The organism is Vibrio sp. B1ASS3 (genome assembly GCF_905175355.1).
In the GTDB taxonomy this organism is placed as follows: domain Bacteria; phylum Pseudomonadota; class Gammaproteobacteria; order Enterobacterales; family Vibrionaceae; genus Vibrio; species Vibrio owensii.
Map to the genome: position 1 here is coordinate 582139 of NZ_HG992743.1, position 22245 is coordinate 604383.

Sequence of the window (22245 nt, forward strand, 5' to 3'; positions counted from 1 at the left end):
AAAGTTAACTAATTGCACTATATTTCTAGGTTACCATAATAAACCACATCCGGCGCACAATGGTTATTGCGTCATCTTGTGAACTTATTTAAAGGTAATCCCATGAGCAACGTACTGATCATCAATGCACACGAACCATCACCATACTCAGAAGGTCGTTTAAACGCTTCTCTTGTCGACAAAGCACAGACGCTTCTGCAAGCAAAAGGCCATGAGGTTCGCGTTGTGACAATGCAAGATGAGATCAACGTAGATGAGCAACTCGCACACTTTGAATGGGCTGATCGCGTGATCATCCAAAGCCCAATCAACTGGATGTCTGTGCCTTGGTCATTCAAAAAATACATGGACGACGTGTTTACTGCGGGTATGGGCGGCGCACTGTGCGCATTCGATGGTCGTAGCGCAGAAGAACCAAAGAAAAACTATGGTACAGGCGGCACTCAAACCAACAGCAAATACATGCTGTCACTGACATTCAACGCGCCAGAAGAATCGTTTGATGATGAGAACGAATACCTATTCCAAGGTAAAGGTGTGGACGATTTGATGTTCCATATGCACGCTAACTTCCGCTTCTTTGGTATGTCAGCACTGCCTACATTCGCTTGTTACGACGTGATGAAGAACGCAGATATCGAAAACGATTTTGTTCGTTTCGAAGCGCACATTAACGAAAACTTCTAATCCTTTTAGAAACATAGTGCGAACTGAATGATGGATTGAGATGGACTGCTGCATGCGGTCCATTTTTATTTGTTTGCGACGAGGTGACGTTTTTATTACTCTAAAGCACTAAATGTATCTAGCTTACTTTTCGTTACCTAGATTAGGTGCGTATCTTGAGGTGTATTGTGGAAAGCAGAATCAGTGTAGATAGCAAAGGTCGTAAGTCAGTGGCGAACGTATGTGCGGAGCCATGTGCTATCGAGAAAGGGATGCGTCTAATTGGTGGTAAATGGAAAGGCTCTTTGATTTTTCATTTGAAAGATGGCCCAGTTCGTTTCAATGACTTAGCACGCATGCTAGGCGGCGCAAGCAAAAAGATGATCGACCAACGCCTTAAAGAGCTAGAAGCGGAAGGTATGGTGGTGCGCAAAGTGATCAGCGATCGCCCAATTGCAGTCAGCTATGAGCTAACAGAGTTCGGCCGTACCGCACTTAAGATTCTTGATGATTTGCGAATCTGGTCTGAGACTCACCAGATTGAGTTGCGTAAATAACGCGGCCTTTTATATATCATCATCGCTTAACGGTTTAAGCCAATAAAAATGCCAGCATATCGCTGGCATTTTTTATGTTTGATTGTTGTTTGGGACTGATTGGGCTTAATCCGCTTAGTAGTCCAACGTACCACGGATAGGGTAGTTGTTGTCTGGATTACGAATCCAAGCCAAACCACGTGATAGTGCGCCAAGCTCAGGGCGAACAAACGGGTTGTTTGAAATATCCACCACGTGCAAGTTGCCGTGTTCATTCACCACAAACAGACCTGGTTCTGCGAAGTTATGGTCAGTTTCTTGTTCTGAACGAGGCAGTGAAATGTACAGACCTAGTGTTTTCATTTGTTCTTCGGTTAAGCCGTAAGCAATCGGGAAGCTGATTTCGAGTTTCTCTAGATGTCCCTCAAGCTGCTCTTTTGAATCGCCTGAAACCGCAAGAATATCAACGCCTGCTTCTGCGAAAGCTTGCTTGTAGCCCTCTAACTCATTGAGGTATTTGGTACAAAGAGGACAGTGTTTACCACGATAAACGAATACGGCTTGCCAAGTCGCATCACCTTGCGGCTGACCTAACGTCACGCTTGAACCATCTAGCAAGGTTGCTTGAAGAGAAGGGAAGCTGTCGCCCGCTTTAAGTTTCACTGAAGTTGCCATAATGACTCCCGAATTGGTGGTATATATCCATGGATGCCCCTTCTCAATAAAAGCGATTGTGTAGGGGGTGAGACTTCAATGTAGACCCAGTTTTGCGGCATTTCAACTAGTTAACTTTTGGTAACCTAGATAATGAATGGCAAGAAAAAGAAACAGTTAGAAGAGGAAAGCAGAACTTAAAGATACAACGAAGTGGGGGGTGTAGTATCAGGAGCTAAGTTCTGCTTAAGGTTCGTTTACCAGTTGAAGAAATCGTTCATTGTTACCAGAGCCATTACTTCAAGCTTGTTGTCTGAATGCGCAACGCGCTCTCGGAAATAGGTTGCCATTGTAGGCATGTCTTTTGCTGATCGAATTTGGAATCGCATAGTGTTTCTTCCTTGTTGCTGATAGGGTCAGTATGCGAAGAAAAGAGGAGCTGAAAAAGAGAGTAGATTTCTGTGGTTTATTCCTAGTTAGCCCCAGAAGGTGCGCTAACTCACCGATTTTTGCATTAGTGAGGGTAAAAAGGGGAACAAAGTGTTTGGAAGTTTTCTTATTTTCTCTCGGATAAGTTGAGTAAAATAAACCTATATTCACTTTTTGAGGGCGCGCGGTGTCTGATCTCAACTTGTTCCGCTACTACCAACGACTCACACCATTTGGCGTGGGAAGTGAAGCCAAAACCACATTACAGGAAGTCGCTGACTTGCTGTTCACTTCTCCTCGCCATGCACGCAGCTTACTGTCGCAAATGCAGGAGCAAGCGTGGTTGAGTTGGCTGCCAAAAGCGGGACGAAATCAGCGTTCAACGTTATTGCTGAACATCGAGTTGAGTGCATTAAAAGAAAGCCTCGCACTGGAGCGAATCAAGCTGGGTAAATACGAAAAAGCGTTGGCGATTCTCGATGAAGATGAAGCGGCATTTGGACGTTTGCTCAAAACGACTTCGGGAGCGTCTGTTCAAGAAGGTCGACTCAACATTCAGCTCACCTATAAACGTATGTTTGAGCGTATTGTTCCTCATCAACTGCACCGCAGTAGTGAGCGCTTCTTCTTGCGTCAAATCTACTGTTGTTTGGTATCGAGTGACTACAATGGAGTGGTGAAGCCAGAGCTTGCTCATCATTGGCGGTATGACGAGAAAAGTTACGAATGGACCTTTTACCTGCGCCCAGGCTTAACCTTCCACAATGGTGCACCGATTGATGCCGATACCGTTGTTAGCCTGTTTGCCAAACTCAGTTCCCTTGAGTTGTATGAGAAAGAGCTAGCTCATGTCGATAACATTACCGCGCCAAACCCACTCAAGGTTGTGTTTACCCTCAGCAAGCCAGATTTGGGTTTTGCTGGGCTTATTTCTGGCGTGAAGTACGGTATCCAACCTGTTAGCCAAGTGAACGTTGCCAATAACAATTTGGTCATTGGTAGTGGCCCTTTTTCTGTGATTGAACACAGTGCTCATCGATTAAAACTGCAAGCTTTTGACGGCTATTACGCCTGTCGAGTACTGACCGACATGGTGACAATCTGGATCGTCAATGATGAGAAAATGGAGAACCCATCCCTAGCCGCAAACACTCCACCTAAGCAGGTAGAAAAAGCGGACGACGAGCTTGCCGACAGCATGTGCGGGCATTACATGTCGACACAAGATGCCGAGACTGCCCCGGCGAGTCAGCACAGTCGCACCGAGGACGGTTGCTTGTTCGCCTTGTTTAATCAACATGCCAAGTATCCTCTGTCTCAAGCGCAGCGTCGTTATATCGCCGAGTTGATTCAACCGGAACGACTTGCAGATGTAATGCGCAAAGAGAAGATCGTGTTTGGTAGTGTACCTGCTTACAACATGTTGCCAACGTGGAAGCCCGTACTAAGACCGTTTGGTGAAGAAAGCAAACTGCCTAAACATATCACCATCGCGGGGTACAACTACACGGCATTGAGACGATGTGCGCGTGCAATCGCTAACCTACTTGAAGGGACGGGAAGCAAAGTCGGCATTGTGATGTATTCCTACCGAGAGCTAAGCGAAAAAGCCAAAAACGGCACGCTAGATGAAACCTTGGTGGTGACGAACATCAACTTGGATGACAACCGCCATGCATCGGCGTTTACCAACTTTTTTAGCAATACCGTGTTGCACCACACCTTGGGTGAAGAGAATGCGACTTGGTTGGATGAGCAATTAGAGAAAGTGCGGGCGTATACCTCGCTAGAAGGTTATCTCAAAGCGCTTGAACCTATTGCTTCCACACTCGTCAGCGAGTATTGGATTGCACCTATGTTCCACCATACACAAACTTTGCGCTTCCAAGGTGTATTGGAAGATGTTGCTTTAACCAACTGGGGTTGGCCAGATATTCGCTCGGTGTGGTCAGCGGATTAACTGTCTTACTTATTTAGCAAAGTGCTGCTTCACGAATTCAATGAAGGCTTTGGTTTTCGCCGATTGATAGATGAGTTGCGGATACACTAAGTAAACCGCGTTGTGCTGGTGGTCGGTTTCTTCCGATAGAACCTGCACTAGACGGCCGTGTTCAACGTCTTGCTCGACAAAGTAACTTGCTAATCGAGCGATGCCATTGCCAGACAGGGCTGATTCTTTGAGTAAGCGGTTTTCATTGGTAGAAAGCCAACCTTGGGTTTGAACCGTTCCCGTTTTTAAAGGCCACTCTTTTTGATGCAACGTGGTTAAGCATTGATGGCTTTTTAAATCATCTAATGTCTCCGGCGTGCCTTCTTCTTGCAGATACTGAGGAGAGGCAACCAGCCAGTGGTAGTAGTCCAAAAGGTGATGCGCAATCATATTCTCTGGTGGGGTTCTTGTCGCTCGAAACGCAAAGTCGACGCTGGTTTCCGTTAGATTAAACGCTTGATAGCTAGAAAGGATCTCGAACTCTACGTTTGGATGTAGAGCGCGAAACGCTACGCACAAATCATGCAGCACCGCTTCAGCAAACATCTTGGGAGCGGTAAGTCGAATCAGACCGTCTATTTGCTCAGATTGCTGACTTAAACTCTTTTCCATTTCCATTACGCGGCGTTTGAGATCTTCCGCTTGTGCAAAGATCGATTCACCCTCTGCCGTTAGTCTCACGCTGCGTGTGGTTCGAACAATCAAAGGCGTGGCGAGTTCCGATTCCAATCGCTTGATTTGTTCAGACAGGTAACTTTTAGAGATACCAAGTTGCTCTGCTGCTCTAGAAAAGTTGAGTGTTTGAGCCACTTCGGCAAACAGCATTAGTTTTTCGATTCTTTTGTAATCTGCCATCTTGATTGTTCGCTTTAGTTGTCCGTTTTTATTGTTCGCTTTAATTGTTCGGTAGCGAGGATAATGAATTCGATTTTACGGTATTAAACTAATTTTTACGAACGGTAAGATGGTTCGAGTTAATTTCAGAAATTGAAAATGCAGAAATCGGAAAAGTGAGAATAACGATGAACAATCCAAAACTACCGCTCGCCAAAACTTTACCTAACGTTAGCCGCTTGGTCTTCGGCTGTATGGGACTTGGAGGCGAATGGAATCGCAACTCATTAACCGCCCAAGATGAAAACCAAGCTTATGCCGCAGTAGAGGCAGCATTAGAGGTGGGCATCAATCTCTTTGATCATGCGGATATCTACAAATTCGGTAAGGCAGAAGAAGTGTTTGGGCGCATCTTAGCCAATCACTCAACCTTACGAGAGCGAATTTATCTGCAATCCAAGTGCGGTATCCGTCTAGGAGATGAGCAAGGTGTTAAGCAGTATGACTTCTCTGCTAAATGGGTGACGGCTTCTGTTGAGGGCATTCTTGAGCGCCTTGGCGTGGAGAATCTTGATGTTTTGATGCTGCATCGCCCTGATCCTTTGGTTGAATTTGAAGAACTAGGCACAGCGCTACAAGCACTGAAACAAGCTGGCAAAGTTAACCACTTCGGTGTCTCTAACATGAACAGTGCTCAAATTGATCTTCTCCAACAAGCAACGGGCGAAATTGTTGTGGCGAACCAGTTGGAAATGAGTCTGGCTAAGTCTGACTTCATCAAGCAGGGCATGGGGCTTCCTTCGTCTGCATCTGATTACGTTGCGGGAACACTGGAGCATGCCCGTAAGCACAATATCCAACTGCAAGCGTGGGGCAGTATGGCGCAGGGTAGATTCTCAGAGCGTGGCTTACATTCTGATGATCACAATACCAGACAGACGGCGGAGATGGTGATGGCGCTAGCAGCTGAATATGGCGTGTCGTCTGAGGCGATTGTTTTAGCCTTCCTGACGCGTCATCCAAACCAAATTCAGCCTGTTATTGGTACTGCAAACCCACAGCGTATTCGCGCTTGCACTCAAGTAGAGAACGTCACGCTATCACGCAGCCATTGGTATGGCTTGTTCGAGAAAACCCTTGGTCATGAGATTCCGTAGGAGAGAAAAATGAAATACGTACAAGTTCAAACTCTGATTCAAGCAGCATTGGAAATTGCTGCTGATCGCAAGCAAAACATTGCGGTTGCCGTGGTTGATACGCATGGTGAGTTGCTCGGTTTTGCCCGAATGGATGATGTGAGCGTGCAAGCAGGTTTGTTGGCACAAAATAAAGCCTACACCTCGGCTAGAGACCGTCAGCCTAGTGGAAATTTGGGCGCTTGGGCTCGTGAGACGGGTAAGCAGTTGAGTTATTGGACTGACCCAAAGATCACAGGCTTTATGGGCGGTGTACCTGTAGAACAAGAGGGGGAAGTCGTCGGTGCAATTGGTATCAGTGGTTTAGCAGAGCAAGACGATGAAGCGCTTGCGATGGAAGTATTGAAAGCGCTGTAAACAAAAAATCCCACCAATGCTCTTCGCTAGACATTGGTGGGGATGGTCAAAATGATGGAGTTGACCACGAATATCAACGGTAAATGCCTGCTCGCCCTCGAAAAGCGTCATCGAAGTGGAGCGTGACAAGGTGGTTATTGCTGACCACTGACAAAATCAGCGCAAACCTAGGTTAGGAGCGTGCTTACTGGATAACAGAAAGCCGCTATCCAATAAGCTGTCAGTTCATTTTGCTAATCAGTTAAAGGCGCGAGCTAAGGTGCCGTGACCTTGGCAAACGTACTTCACTGAGTTGCTGCAAACGAATACCGATTCACCCGCTTTCAACGTGATGTGCTCGTCTTGGCTAGAAACCGAGATTTCCCCTTCGATACAAAACAAAATCTCTGCGCTACGCACGAATTGAGTCGTTGCTGTACCTTCAACGGCCATCACTTCAAAACCGAAATCATCCACCGGAATTGGGTAACTAAGCTTGCCTTGCTTATGTACTGGCGCGAGCTTGATTTGTTCTGGGTCAATCGCGTTGAATATGGTGTTGTCGATAAGCTCAGGAACATCGATGTACTTAGGTGTTAAGCCAGCGCGCAGCACGTTGTCTGAGTTCGCCATGATCTCCAAACCTGTCCCTTGAACGTATGCGTGTGGCGTTTCTGCATGGAGGAACATTGCTTCGCCCGGAGCGAGTTCAATCGTGTTCAACATCAATGGCGAAAACAGACCAATATCGTCCGCGTAATGCTGACGGAAGTCTTGAATATAACCGTAAGCTTCTCGTGCCATAGCGGTTTTCGCAGGGCGCTCTAGGCTTGCGTATAGCTCATTCAACGCCTGCTGTTTGCGTTCGCCTTCTAACGACATAATTGCTGAGAAGAACACTTTAAGACCTTCACTGTTTGGTGTGGCTTTCAGTGCGTTGATTTCTGTCTCTAGACCAGAGATGTTCGCTTGCTCAAACAGAGATAAGATCTGCTCAATTGGGCGGAAGCCGTTCATCGCTTTGTAAAATGTCAGCGCGTAAACCAGCTCCGGTTTATGGTTTGGATCTTTGTAGTTACGGTTTGCTGCATTAAGTGGAATGCCTTGTTCGTTTTCACGAGCAAAGCCAATTTCCGCTTTGTGCTTACTAGGGTGTACTTGGATAGACAGCGGCGTTTCAGCGGCCAGGACTTTGAATAGGAATGGCAGTTCACCAAAACGTGCCGCGGTGTAATCACCCAGCGATTGCGTTTTGTTTTGGTTAATGACTTCTGACAACAGTTGTTTGGTGTCAGCAAGCTTTGAACAGCCGTTTGGATGAGCACCCATCCAGATTTCTGCTTGTGGCTCGTTTGCTGGATTGTCGATGCCGAATAAATCATGAATCGAGGTGTGGCTGCCCCAAGCGTAGTTTTGAATCACATTGTCCAGTTTGAATAGAGCGTGTTGCATGGCGATATTCTCTTGATTGGAACGAAAGAAGAGGAGAGGCTTGCTCCACGATGAGAGCAAGCCTGAGTCGGTTTGGACGGGTTATCTAGTTGATGACCTTATCCTGAGAACCGGATTAGAACTTCACTTGGAAAGATTTAACCTGACACGGTTTCAGCGTACCGAACGATGCTGTGTCCACTTCGTTTGATAGCACTTTCTCGTCTAGCTGTGTTTCTTTCCATGACGTTACTTCTGAAGTAAACGCCACTGTGTCGTTAATCACTTCGCTCTCTGATGGGTTGTAGACACGCAGGATGAGTGCATCCTCGTCTTCCGCTTTCTTCAGTACGCTCAGTACCGCGCCTTCAAGCGATTTGTTTAGTAAGCTGTGCGTTAGCGGTAGGTTTTGTTCGCCTACATTCAGCTTCATCGCGTTGTAAGGGATTTTGTTGTAGCACTGGATTGGAGTCACGTTGTCACGCGCCGCCGCCATTACGTTTACTTCGATGTGGTTGCCCGCGAAACCAAACAGTGCGAACTCACAAACGATCTTGCCGCGTACTTGTGAATCTGGCGTCGGGATCTTGATACCAGATGGACGACCCGGACGAAGCAACAACTCTTCTTTTCCCAATACGCCAATACCACGCAGAAGGGTTAAGGCGAATGTGTCACGCTCTTCATTGCCTTGGCTTGAAATCACTTCAAACTCTCGCAGACCGTTGCTCATTAGTGCCATACCACCTTGTTCGTTTTCAACCGCAGCAAAGTTCATTAGCTGGTAAACCGGCACTGGTGCTTCTTTCCAGCCGTCTGTTTCCCAGTTCGCCATTTCTGGATCGTTCGTTGGACGAGTGATCAAACCGAACTGGTTGTCTGCTACTACGGTTTCAGACACAAACGGTGTTGGTACTAATACGCGAACGCGGTGGTCGTCTGCTTGGTTGTCCAGCTCCATACGAACTTCAATACGGCGTGTACCTTGTTTTAGAACCACTTGGCAGTTCACGTCTAGGTAACCGTTTTGACCTGTGCGCTCTTCACGTTGTTGTAGGTTCTCTGGCAAGTTCATGCGCAGCTTGATGGTTGCCACAGATTGGAAACCTTCGTGCTTCACATTCACTTCTGCGTCGAATTCGTCTGAGTACAGTAGCCACTCTTTACGAGAAGGTGAGTAGTCGTATTCGTCGCCATCGTCAGAGCCGTCTTCAATGCGCAGTGCTTGTTCGTAAAGGTGCTCTGTTTCTTTGTCGAAGATGTTCAGAGTGCCGTTTGCGTTCACGTTGATGCGGTAGAATTCGTTCTCCAGCAGGCTATTTTCATATGAGAAAGCTTTCTGCTCAGCCACTTTTTGCGTGCCTTTCTCATTCGCTTGAATGTGTAGGGTAGTGAAGCCCATCGCTGGCACAGTGTGTTTGATTTGAATGTCGTATTCGATGAACGGGTCGTAGTTACCGTAGTGAACGATTTGACGGTCAATCTTACCTGGGTCGATCACGCGTTGATCTTGGATGAAGTACTCAACTGGCGTGTCGTTTTCATCAAACAGGTTGAACTGTTCCGCACGGATAGTGATGGTGGTGTTCACCACTTCTTCACGAGCGTATGGCGATAGGTTGAATAGTGCTAGCTTGTCGCAACCTTCGCGCGCTGGCATGTGGTCAACAATCTTACGTTTGTAGAAGTTGATCAAGTTGGTCGCCATGTCGTCCGCAAGGATGTAACGGTTCAAGATCTCAGCGTGTACTTTGTCTGAACAGCAGCAGCCAATCGAGTCGTGAGCGTGGTTCTTCATGCTTTCTTTCCACATCTTCTCGATTAGACCGTGGTGGTATTCAAAGCCCAGTGTCCATGCGATAGACGCTAACGGCTCAAGAATGTTTACGATCTTGTTTTCTACTTCTGCGTGGATCAGTTTGATGTCCATACGCGTTGAAGAAATAGTACGGTGAACACGCATGTATTTACCGTCGTTGAACTCGCCTTGGATGGTATCAAGCTGATCGCGCTCGGCTTCAATACGCTCGAACACTTCTTCAAAGCGGCTCATTTTGAATTCTTTGTCTGGGTAGATCTCACGTAGCTTATCCATCACCTCGAAGATGTCTTTTTGGATAGGCATTTGGTCGTGACCGTTTGGTAGTAAGATGTCTTTGGTTACCGACGGTTTTTCTAGCACTGGGAAGTACTTATCTAGACGTGCGCGCAGACCTTCTTCGTCTTGCGGTAGGTATTTACCAATCGCGTAGCCCAGTGGCAGGACTTGCGCAGAGACTTCGCTGCCATCGTTTGATTGCCACAAGAATTCGGTTTTATCTGTGCCGTGACGCTCTGAACAACCACGCCAGAACATCGCGCGATTGATGCCAAAACCGTTGTAGATAGCTGGTAGCTGAGAGCTCATAGAGAATGAATCTGGCAGGTAACCAATCTTCATTGGCTCACCTAGCGCTAGACAGTCGCGCAATCCGTAAAGCATGTTACGTACAATTGATTCGCCAGATACTTGCATCGTATCCGTTTGAGAGTACCAAGGGCCAACAATCAGTTTGCCTGCTTGTACTAGCTCACGTACGCGCTCTTTATTTTCTGGTTTGATTGCGAAGTAATCTTCCAGAACTGCGGTTTGACCGTCTAGAACGTAGTATTTGTAGTCTGGATCGTTTTCCAGACGAGTCATGATTTCTTCCATGTTGTTCACTAGCAGAATGCGAGACTCTTCTGTAGTGAAGTACCATTCACGATCCCAGTGCATGTGAGGAGTAATATGAACGCGAGATGTAGTCATAACTTTTACCGTCTTAGGCAATAATTGCCGTTAATTTGTTTTAAATTTGATTGTTTTCTATTCGTTTTTGCGACGTTTTTGCTGGCCGACGAATATTTAGGGCGCAGAAATCCCACGCCCAAAGTTTGTGTTGAGCGAATCTATGAGTGATTCGAATCAATGTTGAGCGGCAGCCTCAGTGACAAATTTGCCCTTTTTTACTGCGTGTGCTCGCCACATGATGAGAGTGATGGTCGAGATAGTTGCACCAATCAGCGCAGCGCCAAACCAGATTGCCGCAGCAGTGAATGCGCCTAGACCTGCATCGTGTAGTAGGAAGATTGAGAAGATACCTGCACCTGGAGTCGATAGACCTACGCCAGCAGCACCCACCATTGCGCCTGTTACGACAGAGCCAAGTAGGAACGAGCCAATAACGCGGATTGGATCTTCGATAGCCATCGGAATCGCACCTTCAGTGATACCTGCTAGACCAAGCAACCACGTTGATTTACCCGTCTCGATTTCGAAGTCTTTGAACAGGCGAGGTGCAAGCATGGTTGAAGCCGTTACCGTGAACGCTGAGACCATTTTCACCGAACCGAAGATAGCGTATGGGCCGTAAACGCCGTTCGCCATTGCACCCAGACAGAATGCGTAAGCGGCTTTGTTAACTGGACCGCCAAGGTCGAACGATACGAATAAACCAATTACTGCGCCTAGAAGTAGGGCGTTGGTGCCAGACATGCCGTTTAGCCAGTCCGTCAAACCTTGGTTTAGCCAAGCAACAGGTTTACCAATAACGAACAGCATCAACGAGCCAGCAACCAAAGTACCGATAACCGGGTATAGGTAGAAGGTTAGGAAGCCGTTGAACGCAGGGTTTAGACGTACGTTTTCTTTTACCCAACGCATGACGTAACCAGCAATCAAACCACCGACAACACCACCAAGGAAGCCAGAGCCGATAAGGTTTGCGGCAATACCTGCGGCAAAGCCTGGACCAAGCGCTGGTTTATCTGCCAATGAGTAAGCGGTGTATGCCGCCAGTACAGGAACCATCAATGTACCCAGTAGACCACCACCTAGCTTGCGGTACATCCACAACCAAGAGCCTTCTTCTGCATACAAATCTTGTAGATTGAACATTTGTGCCAATAGCACGGCAACAGCAAGTACGGTACCGCCAGCAACGATAAGAGGAACTGCGTAAGAGATACCTGATAGCAGTGCTTGTTTCAGTTCAGTTTTAAGTGGTAGCTTCTTCGGTTTGTCGTTGGTTGCAACTGCAGCACCAGCACTTCGACCTGCTTTACCTGCTTCAACCGCTTCGTTAAGAATGCGCTCAGAGTGCTTGATTGGCTCAGCAACTGGCACTTCTACACGAGGAATACCGTCAAAACGCTCTAACTCTTTGATTGCCACTTCAGCCGCGAAAACGACCGCTGTTGCACTGTTGAGCTGTTCAGCAGTTAGACGATCTTCAATACCGTTTGCGCCTTGCTTTTCAACATGCACGTTGTAACCCAGCTTCTTACCTGTCTTCTCTAGGTATTCTGCTGCCATGTAAGTGTGCGCAATACCCGCAGGGCAAGCCGTCACACAAACGATGGTTGGTGCATTTGTATCTAATTGGTCTTGTTTTTCTTCTTGCTCTGCTTGACCATCAAGCAAAGCGAAAATTTGTTCTACATTTGTAGCATTGAGTACCGCTTCACGAACATCGTCATCCACTAGCGTTGTGGTGAGTTCGGTCAACAGGTGCATGTGTGTTGAACCTGCTTCTGCATTTGGAATTGCGATTAGGAAGATCAGGTTTACGTCTTCGTCTTCATCCAGACCTTGCCACTTTAAGTCTTGTTTTAGTGTGGCTACGGCAAACGCCGCCTCTTTTACTGCATCTGTCTTACCGTGCGGTACTGCCAAGCCTTCGCCTAGCGCTGTCGGGCCTTGCTCTTCACGAGCAAACACTGCTTGTAGGTATTCTTCCTTGTTATGCAGTTTGCCTTGCTGGTCTAGCTGGTCGGCAAGTGCACGAATCGCTGCGTCACGACTTTCGAACGTCGTTTGTAGGTTTATCAGCGATGGGTTTGTAAGAGAGGTTAATTTCATAACTTTTGTCCCATTGTCACATTCGACATTGTTGTGCATTCAACAATGATGTGAATAATACCTTTTAAATACAAATGATCTGTGATCAGGATCGCAGTTGAATTAAAATATGTATTATTGTTGTATTGTTTTGGCTTGTTTTTGTATGCCGATATGCGAACAAGTGCTTGTCATGTTGATCTGAATTCGTATTATAGAGCTCATAAACCAAGTCTTTCTTGCAATGATAGTTCACTCCAGTGTGTTCGGTTCTTGAGTTGTCTCAAACAAGTTCACTTGAATGGTCATTTGTATTGTTTTTATAGAGGTAAACATGGCAAGACTGCCAATGTATCGCCAGATTGCGGACGCGATTCGCGAGAAGATCAGCGATGGCGAATACAAAGTAGGAACCGCTCTTCCGACCGAAGCTCAGTTACGCGAAGAATTTTCTTGTAGCCGAGTCACGGTTCGCCAAGCGTTAAAACTGCTGATTGAAAATGGTGAACTGGAAAGTGTGCAGGGTAGTGGTACCTATGTGAAAGAGAACAAGGTTAACTACGACATTTACCAGCAGACCAGTTTTGCAGAGAAGTGGGCGCACCTAAATGCAGTCACGCACAGTGATGTGGTCGCGTTCGAGATCACTAAAGCATCGCTCACGATGGCGGATGCGCTGAACATTAATGAAGATGACAAAGTCTTTTACGTGAAACGCGTTCGTTACCTAGATGACAACCCAATCACAGTAGAAGAAACTTGGCTGCCGACAGACATGTTCCCTGATCTCACCTACCAAGTGATGCAAGGTTCTAAGTACCACTTTATTGAGAAAGAGAAGGGCATGGTGATTGATCGCAGTGAACAAGAAATCATCCCGGTATTGCCACCGCAAGACATTGCAGAGTTGCTAGATATTGACCCGGCCGAGCCAATCATCGAAAAGCGCACGCGTGGTTTCCTACAAGGGGATGTGGTGTTTGAATACAGCCGCAACTACTTCAAATCGACTGACTATAAGTTTACGCTGGTGGCAAAACGTCATAAGTCGTAAGCGCGATACTACGCATTTCATTTTAAACCCGCCACTCGGCCTGTCTCTTATACACAAATCCCCAAGCTTATAGCTTGGGGATTTTTTTTGAACTCTTTAACGTGTGTGCGCTCTGATCACTTAAGAATCCTTACTGAAACACTAAGATGACACACTCAGACGCTAAACTTTGGGCACAAGAACAATTTGGACAAGCACAACTTAAAGACCCTCGAAGAACACAACGCCTCATCAGTTTAGCGACTTCCATTGCTAATCAACCAGGAGTCTCCGTGGCTAAACTTCCTTTTTCTCCCGCCGATATGGAAGGGGCATATCGCTTTATCCGCAATGAAAACATCGATGCAAAAGACATCGCTGAAGCAGGTTTTCAATCAACGGTATCTCGAGCTAACGAGCATGAGGAATTACTCGCGCTTGAAGATACAACAACGCTCTGTTTTCCTCATCGAAGTATAAAAGATGAACTCGGGCACACGAATCAAGGCGACAGAATTCGAGCTCTCCATGTACATTCGACGTTACTTTTTGCACCACAAAGTCAGACCATTGTTGGTCTTATAGAGCAACAACGATGGAGCCGAGATATTACTAAGCGTGGGCAAAAGCACCAACACGCGACTCGTCCTTACGAGGAGAAAGAGAGTTACAAATGGGAGCAAGCTTCTCGCCGTGTCGTTGAGCGCCTAGGGGATAAGATGTTAGATGTTATCTCGGTCTGTGACCGAGAAGCTGACCTATTCGAATACTTAACTTATAAACGTCAACATCAGCAGCGTTTTGTCGTTCGTTCAATGCAAAGCCGCTGTCTAGAAGAGCACGCTCAAAAGCTTTACGACTATGCGCAAGCGTTACCAAGCGTCCAGACAAAAGAGCTTACCATCCCCCAAAAAGGAGGAAGAAAAGCGAGAGATGTAAATCTTGATGTTAAATATGGTCAGGTGACATTAAAGGCTCCAGCAAACAAAAAGGAGCACGCAGGCATACCTGTTTATTATGTTGGTTGCCTTGAGCAAGGGACATCAAAAGACAAGTTAGCATGGCACCTCTTGACGTCGGAGCCAGTAAACAACGCTGAAGACGCCATGAGAATTATCGGTTATTACGAGCGTCGATGGCTGATTGAAGACTTCCATAAAGTCTGGAAAAGTGAAGGTACGGATGTGGAGTCACTAAGACTCCAAAGTAAAGGTAACTTAGAGAGGTTAAGTGTCATCTATGCCTTTGTTGCGACACGTTTATTGGCGTTACGCTTCATTAAAGAGGTTGATGAGCTATCAACAGAAAGTTGTGAAAAGGTCTTGGGCAAAAAAGCTTGGAAGCTGCTGTGGTTGAAACTAGAAAGTAAGACGTTACCTAAAGAAACGCCGGATATGGGCTGGGCGTACAAGAATCTCGCTAAATTAGGCGGTTGGAAAGATACCAAGAGGACGGGCAGAGCTTCAATAAAGGCACTTTGGGAAGGATGGTTTAAACTACAAACCATCCTTGAAGGCTACGAACTCGCAATGTCTCTTGATCACTAGACTTGTGATCAAGAGACAGCCCAGTGGGAGGTTTTCGCGTTTATTGAGCGTCTTCTTTTGGTGGATGCAGCTCTTGGACGTTTTCTTCGCTGAAGTCGTCGGCATAGCCTTTTGGTGGCGGTGTCCAACCACGTTCAGAACGGGAGAGCTTGTCGTGACGATCTTTTTGCATCTCTTCTGCCATTTTTTCTTCAAGATGAATAAATAGCTGACGGAAGTTGTTGTCGTAACGTTCACCCTCTGAGTCATCGACCCACGCTTCATAAAGCATGTTGGATTTGCGATCTTCAACGCGGCGATAAGTCGATTTTTGTTGCTCAGTGAAGAACGGATGAATACCAATGGCTTTCATTGCGTGACCACCAATCTCCAATGCAGAATGGTAAGTTTCTGATTCGATGATATCTGCGCCTGCTTGGCGTAGTAGGTAGCCATGCCCGCGGTCAAATGCACGCGCAATCACTGTCACGTTTGGATAGGTGTGTTTTACGTACTTGACCAACTCAACGCTCGATTCTTGATTATCTATCGCGACGACAAGCGCAGAGGCATGCTCAATACCTGCCGTGTGTAGCATGTCTGGTCGAGTCGCATCACCAAAGTAAGCGCGAGTACCAATTTGGCGCATGTTATCAATCTGGCTTGCTTGGTGGTCTAGTACAACCGTTTCCACGCCATTAGATACCAATAAGCGGTTTACGATCTGACCAAAGCGACCAATACCTGCAATGATGACGGTGCCTTGCTCTTCAATCGTGTCACTTTCACGCTCATTCGATTCACTTTCAAAGCGAGGAAGAATCACCTTATCAAATAGAATAAATAGACCAGGTGTTAGGAACATAGAGATCGCAACAACTAATGCCAGTGTTTGTGAAAGCTCGAATGGGATTACGTGGTTTTGTACCGAGAAGCTCAATAGTACAAAGCCGAATTCACCTGCTTGTGCCAAGCTCAAAGTAAACAACCAACGGTTACTGCCTTTGATACGGAAGATGAACGCAAGTGCGAATAGAATCGCTGCTTTCAGAATCATCACACCAAGTGTTAGACCGATGATCAAACCAAAGTCGCTGAACAGTACTGAGAAGTCGATGCCAGCACCTACCGTAATAAAGAACAAGCCAAGCAGTAAACCTTTAAACGGTTCGATGTTTGACTCTAACTCATGGCGGAACTCACTGTTCGCCAGAACCACACCTGCTAAGAACGTACCCAGAGCCGGAGACAGACCCACTAGGCTCATCAAAGCCGCAATGCCGATCACCAGCATTAATGCTGTTGCAGTAAAGATTTCACGTAGACCAGAGCTTGCTACGTAGCGGAATAGTGGGCGACTGAGGAAATGCCCGCCAACAACGACGATAGCAATAGAAGCCGTAATCACTAGACCGTAAGCCCAGCCAGGAAGTCCAGCAACTAGGCTAAGTTCTTCATGATGTTCTGCGGCTGCTTGCGCTGCAGATTGTGCTTGTTCTACCAACTCAGGCAGTGCTAATAGCGGAATAAACGCCAACATTGGAATTACGGCGATATCTTGGAAAAGCAGCACCGAGAACGCGTTCTGACCACCCTCTGTTTTAGTCAGTCCTTTCTCGCTAAAGGTTTGCAGAACAATCGCGGTGGAAGAAAGCGCGAAGATCAAACCGATCGCTAATGCAATGGTCCAAGATTGGCCAAAGTACAAGGCAATCGCCATGATCAGTGCGGCAGTACCACCAACTTGTAGGCCACCTAAGCCCATTAAGCGGTTACGCATTGCCCACAGCATCTTAGGCTCAAGTTCCAAACCAACGAGGAACAACATCATAACCACACCAAATTCAGCAAAGTGTTGAATTGTCGTGGTTTCTTCACCTACGAGGCCAATAATAGGGCCAATGACCACACCCGCAATCAAGTAACCTAATACCGAGCCTAAGCCTAGACGTTTTGCTAAAGGAACGGCGACGACAGCGGCAATAAGGTAAACAAAGGCTTGTAAGAATATCCCTGTCATGATGCTTCCTTAATCAGTTGTGGTAATGCACTGTTGAGTTTGATGAGCGATGCCGCTGCTTCAAGATCAAGTGTGTCATTGACGAGCGCATTGAGCAGCGTTTTGTAGCGTTCAACATGCTGTGGAATTCGATCTTCTTCTTGAGCGGTACGGGAACCAAACAACGCAAGTGGAGCGATGTAGTTCATCCCAGTCAGTGCCGACATTTGCTCGATAGGGGCGAGTAATTCTCTAATGGTGAAGTGGTTGTAGCCTTCGGCTTTATAGGCCTCTTCTTTACCACCTGCGGATAAGACACAAAGCATGGTTTTGCCATGAAGCTCTGTACCTTCCGAGCCATAAGCAAAGCCGTATTCTAAAACCAGATCTTGCCACTCTTTTAGAATGGCTGGTGTGGAGTACCAGTACAGCGGAAACTGAAAAATCACCACATCGTGATCGCGTAAACGCTGTTGTTCTCGGTCAATATTGATATTGAAGTGCGGGTACTCGGCATAGAGATCGACACAAGTGACACCTTCAATCGTATTAGCTGCTTTAAAAAGGGGAGCATTCACCTCTGAGCGATGCTGGGAAGGATGCGCAAAGAGAATCAATACTTTTTTATTTATCATAGGAATCCTTGCTATGCGTCTAAACCATTTTTGGTATAAGAATGAAAGACTTTGATTGTTGTAAGAAACTGTAACCCATAAACCTTATCCTATCTACTTTAGTGATTGAACATTGGAAAGTTAAAATCACTTTCAATGAAATATAGAAAATCTTCATAGGGCACTGCTTTTTATCTGCCCAAATAAAGGCTTGAGTTGCTCCTTTATTAAAGAAAGGTGGATACCCCTAACGGAAGTTCTCAATTTACAAATTTGGTGTGGGTTGTCTTGTTTAATGTACTAGGTTTTTTACTCTATTTTTTGAGAATCAACGCATAAAAACCAACACTGGATATCCTCATACCTGCATCAAAGAAGTTATCTAAAAGCCCGCATCCGAGCTGATACTAGGATGAACAAACGACTTATTTCAAAGCGATGTGAAATGATAAGTTTGAGGAATGTGATAAGCGAAGAATGCCGCAGATTAACGTTTACCGAGAGCAGGGTGTTCATCGGAGCGGCGCATTTCGAATTTTATAAACGCCAACTTGATCGCGGCCATTGTTATTTTTCCGTCATAGAAGCGTAGCGAGCGCAAAGAATTCATGCGTTGAGATTGGAAAGTACGCAAATCTGTTCTTATGCTGAATAATAACCTCAAGTTATTATCGACGTGGAATATGGCCAAAGATCTCTTCTCAAACCTCGACCTAAATTTGCTCAGAACATTCATCATTTTGCACCAAGAGCGCAATATGCGCCGAGCGGCAGAGCGCTTGTTTGTTTCTCAACCCGCCGTGAGTAAGGCATTGCAGCGGCTGCGTGATCATTTTGAAGATGAGCTGTTTGTGAAAACCCATCACGGGTTGCGGGCGACGGAGTATGCGAACGATTTAGCGGAAAACCTCGCGCCGTTACTGGATGAAATCTCTATCACGCTCAATGGTTCTAAAGCATTTAACCCATTAGAAATGAACGGAACCATCAAGATCGCGCTCGCTCCTTTTATCTTGAGTTCTTACGCGAGTGAAATCTGTCAGGCGATTCGACAAGCAGCGCCAAACGTCCAGATCCACTTGTTGAATTGGTCTCGCTCCACCATGGATGAGATCATCAAAGACGATGTTACGCTTGGTGTGAACTATGAAATCAACCACGCCCCAAAAGAGCTACTGACGAAAATGATCGTCAAAGACACCTTCTGTGCGTACGTGCGAAAAGATCATCCGTTTCCCGGTGACCGATTACAAATCTCGGATTGCAGGGATTTGGAGTTTGCGACCGTGATTGCGGCCGATTGGAACTCCAGCGTGTCGTTTTCTGAGAAGATAATGAAAATCAAAGGTGTGGAGCCAAAAATTGCGTTTCGCTCTGAATTGCCGTCGGCCATTATCGACGTGGTGGCTAACTCGGACATGGTCTTTCCCGCTTCAAAAACGGTGAACGTCGATAAGATCTCTCAATTGAGAAGATTGGATATCGAGTTTGACGGTATCGTGATTGAGCCTTGCTTGCACGCTTACTATCACCATAAGAATCGCCGTAATGAAATGGTTCATTGGCTACGTAGCATAATCACGGATGTCATAACCAAACACCTAGAGCGCTCGCAACAGCAATAATAACCCTTGGTTATCAAGCTCTCTACCTTTGTTTATTAATAACCCGCCGTTAAATGCGGGTTTCTTTTTAGCGATTAGAGTAATAAAACACTGCTCAATATACTTCTCTTCATCGGGCAGGGAGTCCACTTTTTTTGCAAGAGGCATCCCTGAGTTTCGACAAATTAAGAGAGTAAATCATGAAAGTTAAATTACTGAGTGCAATCATCGCGGCGACGTTTCTAGCTGGCTGTTCTTCATCGGGTTCGGATTCTGACACTGAAACGCCAAATGGGGTAGCGAGTGTGGAGGTTTTCAACGGTGAAAACTTTGACGGCATGGTTATTCAAGGCGATGAAGGTGAGTACAACACGGTTGCAATCCAAGGCGCAGAAGGGAACACGGTATTCAATGTTGGTGGTGAGCTTTACTACACCAACGGCACTGAGGTAATGAACAAAGACCACGAAGTAGTCGGTGTGATTGAAGTGGTTGATAACCAGCTTATGTTTGTTGGCCCTGCAGGTTATGTGCACCTATCTGTTGAAGATGGTCGTCTGATTGTGAATGAGAAAGGCGCTGCGAACCCTGAGAATCCAATCGTTTCTGACCCAGATTATGACGCTGGCGTTATTCCAACATATGGTGACATTGTTGACTTAGGCGGTGCCGCGATGATCGTTGGTGACAATGATAACGTGGCTATCGTAAGCAAAGATAATGATGGCAATGTGCATATTGTTATCAACGACGAAGAGAACCATTACACGGTTGAAAGCGGAACGGTAAAAGATCCTGAAGGCAACACGATTGGTTCGGTTGAGCAAGACGGCGACAACTTCGTTATCACTTTAGACAGTGGTACTCAATTTGTGGTGCGCAATGAAGATGGTCGCTTGTTTGCCGCGATTATTGAGCGTCCAGATGTATCACACCCGATTGAGGGCGTGCCGATGCTACCAATTGAAATTGGTCCCGTTCACCCAATTGAAGATGTTACGCCAGTCAACCCTATTGAGGGGCCGGTAACGCTTCCTAGTGGAGAGCTTACTCAAGAACAGCGCGCAGAATTGAAACAAAAGGTTCAATCCCTATCACAAGAGCAACGTCAGGAAATAAAAAGAGCGATTCGCGACCGCGTTGAGCGCTCGTAAACCAAATCGCATAAGGGTAAGTAGCAAGGAGCCGCTTGATTTAAGTGGCTCCTTTTTTCTTTTCGAGTCTTTCTGATAGGTATTCCAATGAATAAATCTCTGACGCTGCTTTGCGCGCTCTTTGCCGTGCCGTGTTTTTCTGCTGACTACAAAATGCCAGAGTTTGGTTTAGATGTGTCCAATACAGATGATGAATGGATTGTGACTGCTTCAGGGTACTTACAAGCAACCGAAGAGTGGAACATTTCTGCTGAGGTCGATTCTACGGGGTATTTAGAATTGGGGACGGGATATGGCGTGATGCTCGGGCAATTCTACACAGAAGCATTTGTGAGCTATGGCCGCGCAGATCTGTTCGACGTTTATGATGCGGGCGTGTTTACCGGCACCGCGTTAGGGGATGATTGGATGGTTTTCGCCAACAGCTCTCATGAGTGGAGAACCAGCTCAATTGGTAAGTCATTCCCATCATTGGAAAAAACAGAAAGAGAGTGGAAAAACACCGTTGGTGCAAGCTATACACCGATTGATTTTATCCGGCTTGGTTATTCTTATAACTACGATAAAAAACTCACTGAGGGCGGTCATCGAACCAATCACGAAGTGCGTATTACTTTAAAACCGAAATGGGTAGAGCCTTATGTGAAGTACACATTTGGTGAGCATCGAGTTTCACCGGGCTCGACCAAGATAAGTGAAGAGAACAGCGTAGAACTAGGTATTAATTTTAACTTTTAACTAAGGTGGGAGTATGAACTTTCAATCCATTATTCTTGAGTATGCAGTGGCAATTATGGGCTTACTTTTGACAGGAATAACCCTCTAAGCAGGATGCTCAGAGGGCGATAAAATTAACGGTTGATGTTGTAGCGAGCCATTGCCGCTTCTTCTGTTGTCACGACTGTTTTACCAATCGGAGCCAGAGAGATAACCGCCAGTTTCATGTGTTGAAGTGCGAACGGAATACCAATGATGGTTACAAAGCATGCTACGGCAGAAAGTATATGACCGATTGCCAACCAAATACCTGCAAATACAAACCAAATCACGTTACCAATCACGCCAAGCGGGCTAGTACCGATGTCCATTTCATTGGTCAGTTCATCTCGTGAAACCGCTTCTTTGCCGAATGGGAAGAACGAGAAGTTACCCATCACAAAACAAGCGCGTCCCCATGGAATGCCGATGATGCTGATGAAAGCTAATAGTCCGAAGAACCACCATAGCAAACCCATGAATACGCCACCGAATACAAACCAGATGATGTTGCCGAGTGTTCTCATTTAAAACCCTTTTTGATTTATAGCGTTGTGTTAAGTATGTCACACGAATCTTAACAGAGGATGAATGGACGCACTTTATCTTAAATAAGCAATCATTGA

19 protein-coding genes are annotated in these 22245 nt (G+C 46.2%); 10 read left to right on the forward strand and 9 right to left on the reverse strand.

Annotated features, from left to right (window positions below):
* Positions 1-102 precede the first annotated feature (102 nt).
* Positions 103-687, forward strand: a complete 585-nt coding sequence (locus tag KJB05_RS21125) for an NAD(P)H-dependent oxidoreductase (RefSeq protein ID WP_005375454.1) — start codon at positions 103-105, stop codon at positions 685-687.
* Positions 688-854: 167 nt separating this feature from the next.
* Positions 855-1223, forward strand: coding sequence for a helix-turn-helix domain-containing protein (locus KJB05_RS21130; protein ID WP_005435493.1), 369 nt, complete (start codon positions 855-857; stop codon positions 1221-1223).
* Between the two features lie 114 nt (positions 1224-1337).
* Here the strand turns inward: KJB05_RS21130 and KJB05_RS21135 are convergent, their stop codons facing one another.
* Together KJB05_RS21135 and KJB05_RS28900 are read right to left on the reverse strand one after the other, a co-directional pair.
* Positions 1338-1877 carry a peroxiredoxin family protein gene (locus tag KJB05_RS21135; RefSeq protein ID WP_005435499.1) on the reverse strand — a complete coding sequence of 180 codons (540 nt, stop codon included), beginning with the start codon at positions 1875-1877 and terminating at the stop codon, positions 1338-1340.
* A 236-nt stretch (positions 1878-2113) separates the two neighbouring features.
* Positions 2114-2245 (reverse strand): hypothetical protein, encoded by a 132-nt coding sequence (locus KJB05_RS28900; RefSeq protein WP_009706196.1) that lies wholly within the window; start codon positions 2243-2245, stop codon positions 2114-2116.
* 227 nt (positions 2246-2472) lie between these two features.
* On the opposite strand from KJB05_RS28900, the gene KJB05_RS21140 reads away from it, so the two are divergent.
* On the forward strand, positions 2473-4245 hold the full coding sequence (locus KJB05_RS21140) for an SgrR family transcriptional regulator (RefSeq protein ID WP_061007468.1): 1773 nt from the start codon (positions 2473-2475) through the stop codon (positions 4243-4245).
* A gap of 9 nt (positions 4246-4254) precedes the next feature.
* Here the strand turns inward: KJB05_RS21140 and KJB05_RS21145 are convergent, their stop codons facing one another.
* Positions 4255-5130, reverse strand: a complete 876-nt coding sequence (locus KJB05_RS21145) for a LysR family transcriptional regulator (protein WP_208445254.1) — start codon at positions 5128-5130, stop codon at positions 4255-4257.
* Positions 5131-5297: 167 nt separating this feature from the next.
* Between KJB05_RS21145 and KJB05_RS21150 the strand changes: the two genes are divergently transcribed.
* Both KJB05_RS21150 and KJB05_RS21155 read left to right on the forward strand, forming a co-directional pair.
* Positions 5298-6266: an aldo/keto reductase gene (locus KJB05_RS21150; protein ID WP_208445255.1), complete on the forward strand. Its 969-nt coding sequence runs from the start codon at positions 5298-5300 to the stop codon at positions 6264-6266.
* Between the two features lie 9 nt (positions 6267-6275).
* On the forward strand, positions 6276-6662 hold the full coding sequence (locus KJB05_RS21155) for a heme-binding protein (protein WP_208445256.1): 387 nt from the start codon (positions 6276-6278) through the stop codon (positions 6660-6662).
* 237 nt (positions 6663-6899) lie between these two features.
* On the opposite strand, the gene manA is transcribed toward KJB05_RS21155, so the two are convergent.
* The 3 genes from manA to mngA form a co-directional block, all read right to left on the reverse strand.
* Positions 6900-8093 carry a mannose-6-phosphate isomerase, class I gene (manA, locus tag KJB05_RS21160; RefSeq protein WP_208445257.1) on the reverse strand — a complete coding sequence of 398 codons (1194 nt, stop codon included), beginning with the start codon at positions 8091-8093 and terminating at the stop codon, positions 6900-6902.
* Between the two features lie 115 nt (positions 8094-8208).
* On the reverse strand, positions 8209-10863 hold the full coding sequence (gene mngB / locus KJB05_RS21165) for a mannosylglycerate hydrolase (protein WP_208445258.1): 2655 nt from the start codon (positions 10861-10863) through the stop codon (positions 8209-8211).
* 156 nt (positions 10864-11019) lie between these two features.
* Entirely contained in the window at positions 11020-12954 is a 1935-nt protein-coding gene (mngA, locus tag KJB05_RS21170) for a PTS 2-O-a-mannosyl-D-glycerate transporter subunit IIABC (protein WP_045414679.1), read from the reverse strand.
* 313 nt (positions 12955-13267) lie between these two features.
* Between mngA and KJB05_RS21175 the strand changes: the two genes are divergently transcribed.
* Together KJB05_RS21175 and KJB05_RS21180 are read left to right on the forward strand one after the other, a co-directional pair.
* Positions 13268-13987 (forward strand): GntR family transcriptional regulator, encoded by a 720-nt coding sequence (locus KJB05_RS21175; protein ID WP_020194774.1) that lies wholly within the window; start codon positions 13268-13270, stop codon positions 13985-13987.
* 146 nt (positions 13988-14133) lie between these two features.
* Complete coding sequence (locus KJB05_RS21180; protein ID WP_213053097.1) at positions 14134-15513, forward strand: IS4 family transposase; 1380 nt, start codon at positions 14134-14136, stop codon at positions 15511-15513.
* A gap of 40 nt (positions 15514-15553) precedes the next feature.
* Here KJB05_RS21180 and KJB05_RS21185 read toward each other — a convergent pair whose 3' ends face one another.
* Positions 15554-17512, reverse strand: a complete 1959-nt coding sequence (locus tag KJB05_RS21185; protein WP_038877719.1) for a monovalent cation:proton antiporter-2 (CPA2) family protein — start codon at positions 17510-17512, stop codon at positions 15554-15556.
* Positions 17509-18126: an NAD(P)H-dependent oxidoreductase gene (locus tag KJB05_RS21190; RefSeq protein WP_009704823.1), complete on the reverse strand. Its 618-nt coding sequence runs from the start codon at positions 18124-18126 to the stop codon at positions 17509-17511. The genes KJB05_RS21185 and KJB05_RS21190 overlap by 4 nt, the downstream gene beginning before the upstream one ends.
* A 662-nt stretch (positions 18127-18788) precedes the next feature.
* Here KJB05_RS21190 and KJB05_RS21195 point away from each other — a divergent pair.
* The 3 genes from KJB05_RS21195 to KJB05_RS21205 all read left to right on the forward strand — a co-directional run bounded on the left by KJB05_RS21195 (position 18789) and on the right by KJB05_RS21205 (position 21601).
* The gene (locus KJB05_RS21195; protein WP_032802248.1) at positions 18789-19730 is read left to right on the forward strand and encodes a LysR family transcriptional regulator; all 942 of its coding nucleotides are present in this window, start codon (positions 18789-18791) and stop codon (positions 19728-19730) included.
* 179 nt (positions 19731-19909) lie between these two features.
* Positions 19910-20863, forward strand: coding sequence for a hypothetical protein (locus KJB05_RS21200; protein ID WP_039839848.1), 954 nt, complete (start codon positions 19910-19912; stop codon positions 20861-20863).
* An 87-nt stretch (positions 20864-20950) separates the two neighbouring features.
* A complete protein-coding gene (locus KJB05_RS21205; RefSeq protein WP_104029108.1) occupies positions 20951-21601 on the forward strand; it encodes a hypothetical protein in 651 nt (216 codons plus the stop codon).
* A 113-nt stretch (positions 21602-21714) separates the two neighbouring features.
* On the opposite strand, the gene KJB05_RS21210 is transcribed toward KJB05_RS21205, so the two are convergent.
* Complete coding sequence (locus tag KJB05_RS21210) at positions 21715-22146, reverse strand: YccF domain-containing protein (RefSeq protein WP_208445114.1); 432 nt, start codon at positions 22144-22146, stop codon at positions 21715-21717.
* Positions 22147-22245 lie beyond the last annotated feature (99 nt).